This is a genomic window from Shouchella phoenicis (assembly GCF_047238345.1).
Lineage (GTDB): Bacteria > Bacillota > Bacilli > Bacillales > Bacillaceae_D > Shouchella.
Window position 1 is genome coordinate 2,135,151 of sequence record NZ_JBDFMQ010000001.1, and the last position, 12,040, is coordinate 2,147,190.

Consider the following 12,040-nt stretch of genomic DNA (forward strand, 5'->3'; position numbering starts at 1 on the left):
TTACAATCCTTATCGACGTAAGCCAAGCTTGTCAACTAAGTTACGGTAACGCGTAACATCTTTTTTACGCAAGTAAGTTAACAAATTACGGCGTTGTCCAACCATTTTCAAAAGACCGCGACGTGAGTGGTGATCTTTTTTGTGTGTACGTAAATGATCGTTTAATGAATTAATTTGCTCAGTAAGAATTGCAACTTGAACCTCTGGAGAACCAGTGTCCGTATCATGTGTTTTGAATTCTGAAATTAGTTCATTTTTACGCTCTTGTGTTAAAGCCATTAGAGCCACCTCCTTATAATGTACCCCTTTTTCCGAGCAAACGTTGGTGAATCGTCTTGCCAAGAAGCGGGATGTTCACTTGAATAACTTCAGTGAACATTAGCTATTATAGACGTTAATTTATAAAATTGCAAGTGCCTTACTGCGCATGTTTTTCGAGCCATTGGAGGCTTGTTTCTCGATCGCGTCCAAGTTGCGCTTTGATTTCGTCGATGCCATTAAATTTTTGTTCCGCGCGAATCCATTCTAGAAACTCCACTTCAACCATTTCTCCATAAATGTCTTCTGAAAAGTCAAAGAGATTCACTTCAACACTCGGTTCAGGTAAGTTGTCCACAAATGTTGGTTTATAGCCAACGTTCGCCATTCCAGTCCATTTTTTTCCTTTCACGTAAAACGCGACTACGTATACGCCTGTTTTTGGAATATGAAACCGTTCGGTAGTTGCCACATTAGCAGTCGGAAAACCTAATAAGCGTCCCCGAGCATCTCCATGTACAACTTCCCCTTTCACTTTAAACGCGTAACCAAGCAGAGCTGACGCTTTCTGGACATCTCCTTGTTCAAGCTCTTCGCGGATTCGGGTAGAAGATATTTTCTCCTCTTCATCGACCACTTTGTTGATGATCGTATACGTGAAGCGATCTTTTGCATAGGTTCCAAGTTGCTCCATTGTCCCTGCACCTTTTACGCCGTATGTAAAATCAAAACCTGCAACAACGTGATCCACTTGTAACGAAACAATAAAATCATCTACAAATTGTTCTGGTGTTAATTTAGAGAATGATGGTGTGAAACGAACGGCATAAATCCTGTCTATACCTAGCGCTTTTATCCTGTCAATCTTTGTTTCGAACGGGGTTAAATAACGCATCGGTTTTTCAGGATTGCCGAGTACTTCTTTTGGATGAGGAAAGAACGTCATAACCGCGCTTTCCACGCCTCTTTTCTTCGCTTCATCAATGGCGTGCTGAATTACGGTTTGATGCCCTTTATGCACTCCGTCGAAATAGCCAATGGCCATTACAGAGGGAGCGGCTTCTTTCATCCAACCTTGTTTGTCTGTATGATCAAGATCAATCATTACTAGCTTCAATTTCAAAACCCTCCTAAAGTCCTGCTGCCTGAGTGAAAAGCTTTTCTGGCTTAATCCAGCCTTCCTTTTTAGGGTGAGGTTGATATAAAGCAAGACACTCTCCCTTTTCATTATAAAATAAAAAGCGCTCCGCTCCAAAACTTTGATCTTCATTGTTTATAACCGCACCATTTTTAATACGTGCTTCAAGCTCTTGATTTGCTACTTTGCGAGGAAATTGACTTAATGCATGTTCGAGTGCATAAAGCTTGTCATAACGTTCTTCTAACGTCATCTCTTCCAACGCTTCAAATGTTACCGTATGACTGGCTTCAAAGGAACCTGATGCGACCCTCGTAAGTGACGACATATGCGCTGGAAAACCAAGACGCGCGCCGATGTCTACAGCCAACGTTCGAATGTACGTCCCTTTGCTACACCGAACAGTAAACGAAAATAGTTGTTGACCATCAGAAGCCTTTGCCACATTCGTCAACGTTATTTCGTGAATCGTCACTTCTCGAGTAGGACGCTCCACTTCAATCCCTTTTCGTGCATATTCATAAAGTCTTCTTCCATTCACTTTGACAGCTGAATAATACGGCGGTGTTTGTTGAATTGCCCCTTTAAATTCGTTCATTACTGCTTCCAGATCAGCTTGTGGAATCGTTTGCGACACTGCTCGAGTCTCCACAACCTCTCCGTGGGCATCTTCCGTTGTCGTTGAAAAGCCAATCGTTACTTCGCCTATGTATGTTTTATCAAAATCGGACATATACTCCGCTACTTTTGTAGCTCGCCCAATGCAAATTGGCAGTACGCCATCTACTTCAGGATCAAGGGTTCCTGTGTGACCGACTTTTTTTGTTTTAAATAAACGGCGAATGCGATTTACACAGTCATGGGAGGTCATGCCTCTTGGTTTATATAAAGCTAAAATCCCTGAATCCATACGTGCCCATTCCTTTCCTACAGTCTTCATAACAAAAATAGGGGATAGCAACTGAATTGCCATCCCCACATTTTTTACTGATTTTCATTATCGCTTTTTACTTCTCGTAAAAGCGATTCAATTCGATTGCCGTATTGAATCGACTCATCAATTGAAAAACTAAGTTCTGGGGTTTTTCGAAGACGAATTCTCTTTCCGATTTCAGAGCGAATAAAACCTTTCGCCTTTTCTAAACCAGCAAGGGTTGCTTTTTGTTCTTCATCGTCACCAAGTACAGTAATAAATGCTGTCGCTTGTTGTAAGTCTCCCGTTACATCGACACCTGTCACAGTAACAAATTTTACTCGAGGATCTTTAATTTCACGTAGAAGAATATCACTAAGTTCTTTTTTCATTTGTTCGCCGACTCGTTCAGCACGATTGTTCGCCATGATCTACACCTCTATCTCTCTGACTATAGACAACAATTCCGAACTACATGTCGGTAGTTCTACTCTTGTTTTTCCTACCCATTTAATGGGATGCCCTTTTATTAAAAGGATTAAACCCATTCCCAGTCTGTTTGTGTTCGCTCCACCTGATCGTGTTGGTCAATCAGATGGAGCGCTCTCTGTATTTCTGCTTCTAAGCTTTGTTTTGAAGAATTAACGGCTGCAATCGTTAGCTCTGCTCGTTGCCATAAATGTTGATGATCAGTCTCAGCAACACTAACATTAAATCGCTGCCGCATTCTCGTTACAATGCTTTTTAATACAGACCGCTTTTCCTTCAACGACTGCGCCATAAAGATAAAACACTCACAACGGACAACCGCTACGTGCATTAGCGCTTAATTTCTTCCATGACGTAAGCTTCAATAATGTCGCCTTCTTTAATGTCGTTGAATTTCTCAAGCGTAATTCCACACTCATAGCCTGCAGCCACTTCTTTAGCATCGTCTTTAAAACGTTTCAAGGCATTTAATTCACCTTCATACACGACAATGCCATCGCGAATTAAGCGAACAGATGAGTGACGGGTAATCTTTCCTTCTGTTACGTAAGAACCAGCAATTGTACCGACTTTTGATACTTTGAACGTCGTACGGACTTCAACTTGCCCGATTACTTTTTCTTCAAATTCTGGGTCTAATGCACCCTTCATTGCTTGTTCAATCTCATCAATTGCGTTGTAAATAACACGGTGCAAGCGAATATCTACATTTTCAACTTCCGCAACGCGCTTAGCGTTCACATCCGGACGAACGTTAAAGCCGATAACAATCGCGTTTGATGCAGAAGCAAGAATGATATCAGACTCCGTAATAGCACCAGCACCTGTGTGTATAATGTTCACTTTCACACCGGCTACGTCAATTTTTTCAAGAGAGCCTCTCATCGCTTCAACAGAACCTTGTACGTCCGCTTTAATGATGACGTTGATATCTTTAATATCGCCTTGCTGGATTTGATTAAAGAGATCATCAAGACTTACTTTTGACGTTTCAGAAAGGTTTTGCTCACGATAACGTGCCATTAATCCTTCTCCAACTTGACGCGCTTTCTTCTCATCTTTAAACGCTTGGAAGCGATCTCCCGCTTGAGGGACATCATTCAGCCCAGTAATTTCAACTGGTGTAGAAGGTCCAACCGTTTTAACGCGGCGGCCAAGATCGTTAACTAGGGCACGTACGCGACCGAATGTGCTTCCTACAACGACTGCATCCCCTACGTTAAGCGTTCCGCTTTGCACGAGCAGGGTTGCAACTGGTCCTCTCCCTTTGTCTAGCTGTGCTTCAACCACTGTACCTGTTGCAAGTTTTTCTGGATTTGCTTTTAATTCCTCTACTTCAGATACAAGTAGAATCATTTCAATTAGCTCATCAATTCCGTCTCCATTTAATGCAGATACATTAACAAAAATTGTTTCTCCGCCCCATGCTTCTGGAACAAGTTCAAATTCTGTTAACTCTTGCATGACCCGGTCAGGGTTTGCAGCTTCTTTATCCATTTTGTTCACAGCAATAATAATTGGTACTTCTGCTGCTTTCGCATGGCTAATCGCTTCTTTGGTTTGTGGCATAACGCCATCGTCCGCAGCCACAACAATAATCGCAATATCCGTAACTTGCGCACCTCGTGCACGCATCGTTGTGAACGCGGCGTGACCTGGTGTATCAAGGAAGGTAATTTTCTTGTCGTTCTGCTCAATTTGATAGGCACCAATATGCTGCGTAATGCCACCGGCTTCTCCAGCCGTTACTTTTGTGTTACGGATTGAATCAAGAAGCGTCGTTTTCCCGTGGTCAACGTGACCCATAATGGTTACAACAGGCGGTCGTTCTTGAAGTTCTTCTTCTTTATCCTCACTGTCGTACAGCTCAATATCAAGCTCATCCACAAACACTTCTTCTTCTACAGCAACACCATAGTCAGCAGCAAGAAGTTCAATTGTATCTTTATCTAGCTCTTGGTTGATTGTTGCCATGACACCAAGCTTCATTAATTTCTTAATAAGCTCAGACGCTTCACGGTGTAGCTTCGCAGCAAGTTCACTCACTGATAAGCTACCAGAGATCATAATTTTCTCAGGTAAAGGCATTTGCTGGTGGTTCGGACGATTTTGTGGTCCGCCACGTTTCTTTCCTCGCCCTTGATGACGACGATTGTTGTTCCCTGGTCTACCTTGATTGCGGTTTCCTGGTCCTCCGCCTGGACGGTTCCCTTGATTACGGTTTGGCTGGTTGCGATTTGCGCTACCTTGACTAGCATTTCCTTGTTGTCCTGCGGGTTTCTTATCTTTCGGTCGATCATCTGTTTTTTTATTCATACGGTTTTGATCTCCATTTCCTCCAGAAGCCTGTACTTGTTGATTGGCTTTCTTTAATGTCTCCTCTTCCACAGTCGACATATGGTTTGACACGTTTTCACCCATGGCTTTAAGTTTTTCAATCAGTTGTTTGCTTTGAACTTGATTTGCTTTTGCGTATTCATGAATTCGCATTTTTGACATATACATACCTCCATTATTGGTTCAGTAATGCAGCAATTTTCTTAGCAAACCCTTTACTTCGAATACCTATAACGACACGTGCTTCTTTTCCAATCGCTGACCCGAGTTCATAGCGGTCATTTGGTGAATAAACTGGAATGTTGTAGTAGCTACATTTATCTCGTACTTTTTTTTCAGTGTTCGCACTTGCATCATTTGCTAGTAATACAATGGCCACATTGCCTTTGCGAACAGCTTCTAACGTAAGCTCTTCCCCTGTCACAAGCTCTCCTGCACGCATGCAAAGTCCGAGTGTAGATAAATATCGTTGGTTTGGGTTCATTTCTTTTTAACCTTTTTTAAATCGGCTAAAAGCTGATCGTACACTTCAGCCGACACTTTCACTTGTAAGTGTCGTGTCAAACTATCTCTTTTTTTCGCCATCTCAAATACGTCTTCATTGTGTGATAGGTAGGCTCCACGACCGTTTTTCTTACCAGTCGGATCAAGCTCTACAGTTCCTTCAGGTGTTCGAACAATTCGAATCAGTTCACCTTTAGGTTTCATTTCGTTTGTGACGATACATTTTCTAAGCGGTATTTTCCGTTGCTTCATCGACATCTCCCGCCTTACTTAAGTTCATCCAATTCTTCTTCTAGAAGAACGTCAGTCAATTCCTCATCACCATCCAGCAAGCCAAGTTCTCTTGCTTCTGTTTCGTTCTTAATATCAATTTTCCAACCGGTTAATTTTGCCGCTAAACGTGCGTTTTGCCCGCGCTTTCCGATTGCTAAAGAGAGTTGATAATCTGGAACAATCACTTGAGTCATTTTCTCATCTTCGTTTACATTTACACGCATGACTTTTGCCGGACTAAGCGCATTTGCAATATAGACAACTGGATCTTCAGACCATTGGACAATGTCAATTTTTTCGCCTTTTAATTCATCCACAATGGTTTGCACCCGTTGCCCTCTTTGACCAACACATGCACCAACAGAGTCCACTTCAGGATTCTCAGAATGAACCGCAATCTTAGAGCGATCGCCAGCTTCTCTCGAAACAGATTTAATTTCAACCGTTCCATCATAAATTTCCGGTACTTCAAGCTCAAATAATCGTTTTAATAAACCTGGGTGCGTCCGGGAAATTAAAATTTGTGGGCCTTTTGTTGTTTTTTCGACTTTTGTAATATACGCTTTAATGCGGTCGTTGTGTCGATACACTTCATTTGGCATTTGTTCTGTTAGCGGCAGTAGCGCTTCTACTTTTCCGAGGTCAACATAAATAAAACGGTGATCTTGTCTTTGAACAATTCCGTTCATAATATCTTCTTCACGATCAATAAAATCTGAATAAATAATGCCACGCTCGGCTTCACGCACACGTTGTGTTACAACTTGTTTTGCCGTTTGTGCTGCGATTCGCCCAAAGTCTTTTGGTGTCACTTCAATTTCTACAACATCATCCACTTCATAGTTTGGATTGATGACCTGTGCTTCATCTTCTGATATTTCAAGCCGTTTATCAAACACTTCTTCAACAACAACTTTTCGCGCAAATACGCGAATACTGCCGTTCGTGCGATTGACGTCAACACGAACGTTTTGTGCTTGACCGAAATTTCGCTTATAACCAGAAATTAGTGCCGCTTCAATGGCTTCAATGATGACTTCTTTTTTTATCCCTTTGTCAGCTTCAAGGGTTGTTAAAGCTTCCATAAATTCACTATTCATGGATAGCACCTCCTTCATTTTCTTCACTTAGAACAGAATCGATAAACGGATATTTGCAACCTTCTCATATGGAATCGTTTTAATGACTGTACGAGTTTTCACTTTCGTTTCAATCGTTAATTCATCATTGTGAAATGAAGATAGCATACCTTCAAACGCTTTTTCTCCATCTAAAGGTTCATAGGTCGTCACGTAAACGCCCTTTCCAACTGCTTTCTCTACATCAGCTTTTTTCTTTAGCGGTCGTTCTGCACCTGGAGAAGATACTTCAAGAAAATAGGCTTCTGTAATAGGGTCCGCTTCATCTAAACGTTCACTAAGCTTCTCACTGACTTTTTCACAGTCATCTAGATCGACGCCTTTATCAGAATCAATATAAACGCGTAAAAACCAGTTCGGTCCTTCTTTTTTGTATTCTACTTCTACTAACTCAAGCTTCAAATCTTCTACAATTGGAAGGACCAATTGTTCTACTTTACTAGAGACGATTTTACTCAAACATCTGTCCCTCCTTATACATAATAAAAAACGTATACCACTCATAAGCATACGTATCAGGCATATCCAACTTTTCATGCGCCTAGCGAGTTTGCGAACAAAAAGAGTGGGTTGCCCCACTCTTTCATCACTTCGTATGCTAACTATTACCATAAACGATTTTATCACATGAATTGGTCTCACGCAAGGCTTGTTCTCGTTCCTAAAACAACGATAGTTGATTTGACTCGGGTAATTCATGTAAACAACCATGGTCCGATAAGTTTTCCACAACGGTTTTTGTTAATTTTGCTCGTTGTTGTAAATCTTCTTTTGACAAAAAGTGACCTTGTTCACGAGCCTTCACAATGTTCAGTGCAGCGTTTGTACCGACACCATTTAATGAGTTAAATGGTGGAAGTAGCGTGTCACCATCAACGATAAACTCGGTTGCCGATGATTTATATAAATCTACTTTTTGAAAACCGAACCCTCGTTCACACATTTCTAAGGAAAGTTCAAGAACCGTTAATACGGCTTTTTCCTTTGGAGCAGCGTCTAATCCTTTGGCGTTAATTTCATCAATTTTCGCTTTGATTGAGCTCGAACCTTTAATCATAATATCCATTTCAAAGTCATCTGCTCGTACCGTGAAGTATGTCGCGTAATAAAGAATCGGGTGATGGACTTTAAAATAAGCAATTCGAACAGCCATAAGAACGTAGGCAGCTGCGTGGGCTTTCGGGAACATGTATTTAATCTTTGTACATGAATCAATGTACCAATCTGGCACATCATGCTTCTTCATCTCTTCAACCCACTCTGGCTGCAATCCTTTTCCTTTTCGAACGAACTCCATAATTTTAAAGGCAAGCGATGATTCAAGCCCTTTATAAATTAAATAAACCATTATGTCGTCACGACAACCAATTACATCTTTAAGCTCACAAGTGCCATTGTAAATTAACTCATTGGCGTTGCCTAACCAGACGTCTGTTCCGTGGGAGAGCCCAGAGATTTGCAAGAGCTCTGAAAACGTACTCGGCTTTGTTTCTTCCAGCATTTGTCGTACAAAGCGTGTACCGAATTCAGGAATCCCAAGCGTCCCGGTCTTACACATGATTTGTTCTTCTGTTACGCCTAAGATTTCCGGTGACGCAAATATTTTCATTACATCTGGATCATCGGTTGGGATTGTTTTTGGATCAATCCCACTTAAATCCTGCAACATCCGAATCGCTGTAGGGTCATCGTGTCCAAGGATATCAAGTTTGAGCAAATTATCATGAATGGAATGGAAATCAAAATGCGTCGTTTTCCATTCAGCATTTTTATCATCTGCTGGAAATTGGATTGGCGAAAAGTCATGAATATCTTTGTAATCTGGCACAACAATAATGCCCCCAGGGTGCTGACCTGTTGTTCGCTTCACGCCAGTACAACCTGACACAAGTCGATCGATCTCTGCTCCTCTCATTAAGAGATCGTGGTCATTTTGATAGCCTTTTACAAACCCATATGCGGTTTTTTCAGCAACGGTACCAATCGTTCCGGCACGATAGACATACGCTTCTCCAAATAAATCTTTTGTATAAGCGTGGGCCCTTGGTTGATATTCTCCAGAGAAATTCAAATCAATGTCCGGTACTTTATCTCCTTTGAAACCTAAGAACGTCTCAAAGGGAATATCTTGTCCGTCTTTTTGATAGTAAGATCCACATTCAGGACAATTCGCATCAGGTAAGTCATACCCTGATGCAACAGAACCATCATCAAAGAAATGGGAATGTTGACAGCTTGGACATACATAGTGAGGTGGAAGTGGGTTAACCTCCGTAATTTCTGTCATCGTCGCGACAAAGGAAGACCCAACTGAACCTCGAGAACCAACTAGATAGCCATCATCAAGAGATTTCTTCACAAGCTTTTGTGAAATTAAATAAATAACCGCAAAGCCGTGACCAATGATACTGCTTAACTCTTTTTCTAATCGCGCTTCTACAATCTCAGGTAATGGGCTACCGTAAATGGCTTTTGCACGTCCGTAGCTCATTTCCCTCATCTCATCGTCTGCACCTTCAATTTTAGGTGCATACAACTCGTCTGGAATCGGATGAACGTCACCTATTCGATTAGCGATTTCATTTGAGTTCGTTACAACAAGTTCTTGCGCTTTTTCCTCACCCAAAAAGGTAAACTCTCCTACCATTTCGTCTGTCGTTCGAAAATGAACAAGCGGCAGTTCTTGACGATTAAGTGGATTCGCTCCTCCTTGAGAGGCGATTAAAATCTTCCGGTAGATCGCGTCATTTTCATTGACATAATGCACATTTCCTGTGGCAACAACTGGGATTTGCAACTGCTCTCCTAGTTGAACAACTTTCCCAATAATTTCTTGCAAGGCTTGTTCATCTTTAATGAGCTCACGTTCGATTAAATGACGGTAGTTTCCAAGTGGCTGAATTTCTAAAAAGTCATAGAAACGAGCAATCCCCTCTACTTCGTCAGCAGATTTCTGCATCATGCCTTCAAAGACTTCACCTTTATCGCAAGCTGAACCAATTAATAAGCCTTCCCGATGCTTGTTAAGCTCTGAACGTGGAATACGTGGTGTACGGAAATAATAGTTTACATGGGACATCGTTACAAGACGATATAAGTTTTTCAACCCTTCTTGCGAGGTCACATGAATCGTTGCGTGAAACGGACGCTGACGGTGAAAATTCCCTTGTCCCATATGATTGTTCAGCTCATCGTGATACATAATCTCTTTTTCAGCAGAATCTTTTACCATTTTCCATAAGAGATACGCCGTGGCTTGGGTGTCATAAATGGCACGGTGGTGACTAACTAATTCAATATCAAATTTCTTACACAATGTATTTAAACGGTGGTTTTTTAATTCAGGATAAAGAAATCGCCCTAACTCTAATGTGTCGATTACAGGGTTTTGTACTTCCGTGAAACCCATTTTTTTATAGCCAACGTTTAAAAAGCCAATATCAAAACTTGCATTATGGGCAACAATGGTTGCATCTCCAGCAAATTCTTTAAATTGCTTCAAGACTTCTAATGGCTCAGGAGCACCTACTAGCATATCGTCAGTAATCCCTGTTAAATCGATAATCGTTGCTGACAGTGACTCTTTTGGATCGGCAAACGATTCATAGGTATCAACGATTTCGCCATTTTTTATCTTAACTGCAGCTAGCTCAATCACCGTATTGTAAACAGCTGAAAGTCCTGTTGTTTCCACGTCAAATACGACGTATTCTTCATCTAAAAGAGAACGGTGGTCTGAGTTATAGGCAATCGGAACCCCATCATCTACAATGTTCGCTTCCATCCCGTAAATGACTTTAATACCATGTTTTTTGCTCGCATTATACGCTTCTGGAAATGCTTGTACAACGCCGTGATCGGTAATCGCAATGGCGCTATGTCCCCACTTTGCTGCTTGCTCGACATATTGACCAACAGATACCATCCCATCCATTTGACTCATTGATGAATGGGTATGAAGCTCAACTCGTTTTTCTTCTGCTGTATCAATTCGCGCTTTAGGTGTGATTTGATTAAAATCATTCGCGATCATGACAAGATCACGGACGAACGTATCGTTTTGAATGCCACCTCGGACCTTCATCCACATTCCTTTTTTCACAGCTTGTAAAATTGGGATATCCTCTTTATCTCGTGAGAACATTTTTACTAGAATTGAATCCGTATAATCGGTTATTTTAAATGTTAATAAGGTTCGACCACTACGAAGTTCACGTGTTTCCGCTGCAAACACATACCCTTGAACGGTGATTCGACGCTCTTCATCAACGATCGCTTCTAATGGAACCGGATCATCTTTAATGGGGTACCCCATCGAGAGATTAGCATCTGTTATTTGCTTCGTCATCTCTTCTTCCATGCGCTTCTTCTCGAGCATCGCTTCAACCACTTTCGAGTGATCTTCTTCTTGACGCTTGCGCACGAATTCATCATAAGCTTCTTTTGACTCTTCAACAGAAATTTGTAGCGCAATCGATGGTAAGCCGTAACGAACACATATTTCTTTGAACGGTTCCACGAGCTTTCGCTTCATCGCCTGACCTTCCGCATCATTTTGGGCGACAAGGGCAAGGGTATTCTTACTCATATCTGGTGCTTGTTTATGAAGCGCTGCAGCAAGCGGTGGCGATATCAAGGCAAATTCTTGAACAATGATTGGCCAATACCCTTTCCACGATTCTGCCGACATCTCATTCTCATCATACGTGAATGTAGAGGTTGCTTTTGCAATCTCTTTAAACGTCACCTCTAATTTACTTGTGAAAAGCTGGGCAAGTTCCGCTGGTAAGACTTGCTTAAGATGAATATGAAAATGCCACGACTTTGTTTCTCTCGAAATTACTAGCTTTTTAATATAGCCATCTTCAAAATAAGCATGTCCGTCTGTTGGGATCTGTAATTGTTCGAGCAATAAACGAAGGCGTTCTTCTCTCGATCCCATGTCGTTGTTCACTAAAAATCACTCCCCCGTGCAAGGAAATGGACTGA

Annotated in this window: 11 protein-coding genes; all 11 read right to left on the minus strand. The window is 41.5% G+C overall.

Annotated features, from left to right (window positions below; translation table 11 throughout):
- Positions 1-9 precede the first annotated feature (9 nt).
- Positions 10-279 carry a 30S ribosomal protein S15 gene (gene rpsO, locus ABC361_RS11450; protein WP_413074100.1) on the minus strand — a complete coding sequence of 90 codons (270 nt, stop codon included), beginning with the start codon at positions 277-279 and terminating at the stop codon, positions 10-12.
- A 139-nt stretch (positions 280-418) separates the two neighbouring features.
- Complete coding sequence (locus tag ABC361_RS11455; RefSeq protein WP_413074101.1) at positions 419-1,375, minus strand: bifunctional riboflavin kinase/FAD synthetase; 957 nt, start codon at positions 1,373-1,375, stop codon at positions 419-421.
- A 13-nt stretch (positions 1,376-1,388) separates the two neighbouring features.
- A complete protein-coding gene (gene truB, locus ABC361_RS11460) occupies positions 1,389-2,306 on the minus strand; it encodes a tRNA pseudouridine(55) synthase TruB (RefSeq protein ID WP_413074102.1) in 918 nt (305 codons plus the stop codon).
- Between the two features lie 74 nt (positions 2,307-2,380).
- Positions 2,381-2,737 (minus strand): 30S ribosome-binding factor RbfA, encoded by a 357-nt coding sequence (gene rbfA, locus ABC361_RS11465; RefSeq protein ID WP_099301025.1) that lies wholly within the window; start codon positions 2,735-2,737, stop codon positions 2,381-2,383.
- A gap of 110 nt (positions 2,738-2,847) precedes the next feature.
- Positions 2,848-3,129, minus strand: a complete 282-nt coding sequence (locus ABC361_RS11470) for a DUF503 domain-containing protein (RefSeq protein WP_099301026.1) — start codon at positions 3,127-3,129, stop codon at positions 2,848-2,850.
- On the minus strand, positions 3,129-5,297 hold the full coding sequence (gene infB, locus ABC361_RS11475; RefSeq protein ID WP_413074103.1) for a translation initiation factor IF-2: 2,169 nt from the start codon (positions 5,295-5,297) through the stop codon (positions 3,129-3,131). Before infB ends, ABC361_RS11470 begins: the two co-directional genes overlap by 1 nt.
- Before the next feature lie 13 nt (positions 5,298-5,310).
- Complete coding sequence (locus ABC361_RS11480) at positions 5,311-5,619, minus strand: YlxQ family RNA-binding protein (RefSeq protein ID WP_099301028.1); 309 nt, start codon at positions 5,617-5,619, stop codon at positions 5,311-5,313.
- Complete coding sequence (gene rnpM / locus ABC361_RS11485) at positions 5,616-5,891, minus strand: RNase P modulator RnpM (RefSeq protein ID WP_099301029.1); 276 nt, start codon at positions 5,889-5,891, stop codon at positions 5,616-5,618. The genes ABC361_RS11480 and rnpM overlap by 4 nt, the downstream gene beginning before the upstream one ends.
- A gap of 14 nt (positions 5,892-5,905) precedes the next feature.
- The gene (gene nusA, locus ABC361_RS11490) at positions 5,906-7,012 is read right to left on the minus strand and encodes a transcription termination factor NusA (protein ID WP_413074104.1); all 1,107 of its coding nucleotides are present in this window, start codon (positions 7,010-7,012) and stop codon (positions 5,906-5,908) included.
- Positions 7,013-7,039: 27 nt separating this feature from the next.
- Positions 7,040-7,510: a ribosome maturation factor RimP gene (gene rimP, locus ABC361_RS11495; RefSeq protein ID WP_413074105.1), complete on the minus strand. Its 471-nt coding sequence runs from the start codon at positions 7,508-7,510 to the stop codon at positions 7,040-7,042.
- Between the two features lie 202 nt (positions 7,511-7,712).
- Positions 7,713-11,993 carry a PolC-type DNA polymerase III gene (locus tag ABC361_RS11500; protein ID WP_413075764.1) on the minus strand — a complete coding sequence of 1,427 codons (4,281 nt, stop codon included), beginning with the start codon at positions 11,991-11,993 and terminating at the stop codon, positions 7,713-7,715.
- Positions 11,994-12,040 lie beyond the last annotated feature (47 nt).

Bases quoted from the DNA above. Each gene is read 5' to 3' on its own strand.
- rnpM (WP_099301029.1), bottom strand. From the start codon at position 5,891: ATGAAGCAACGGAAAATACCGCTTAGAAAATGTATCGTCACAAACGAA.
- nusA (WP_413074104.1), bottom strand. From the start codon at position 7,012: ATGAATAGTGAATTTATGGAAGCTTTAACAACCCTTGAAGCTGACAAA.
- rbfA (WP_099301025.1), bottom strand. From the start codon at position 2,737: ATGGCGAACAATCGTGCTGAACGAGTCGGCGAACAAATGAAAAAAGAA.
- infB (WP_413074103.1), bottom strand. From the start codon at position 5,297: ATGTCAAAAATGCGAATTCATGAATACGCAAAAGCAAATCAAGTTCAA.
- ABC361_RS11500 (WP_413075764.1), bottom strand. From the start codon at position 11,993: ATGGGATCGAGAGAAGAACGCCTTCGTTTATTGCTCGAACAATTACAG.
- truB (WP_413074102.1), bottom strand. From the start codon at position 2,306: ATGGATTCAGGGATTTTAGCTTTATATAAACCAAGAGGCATGACCTCC.
- rpsO (WP_413074100.1), bottom strand. From the start codon at position 279: ATGGCTTTAACACAAGAGCGTAAAAATGAACTAATTTCAGAATTCAAA.
- ABC361_RS11470 (WP_099301026.1), bottom strand. From the start codon at position 3,129: ATGCACGTAGCGGTTGTCCGTTGTGAGTGTTTTATCTTTATGGCGCAG.
- ABC361_RS11480 (WP_099301028.1), bottom strand. From the start codon at position 5,619: ATGAACCCAAACCAACGATATTTATCTACACTCGGACTTTGCATGCGT.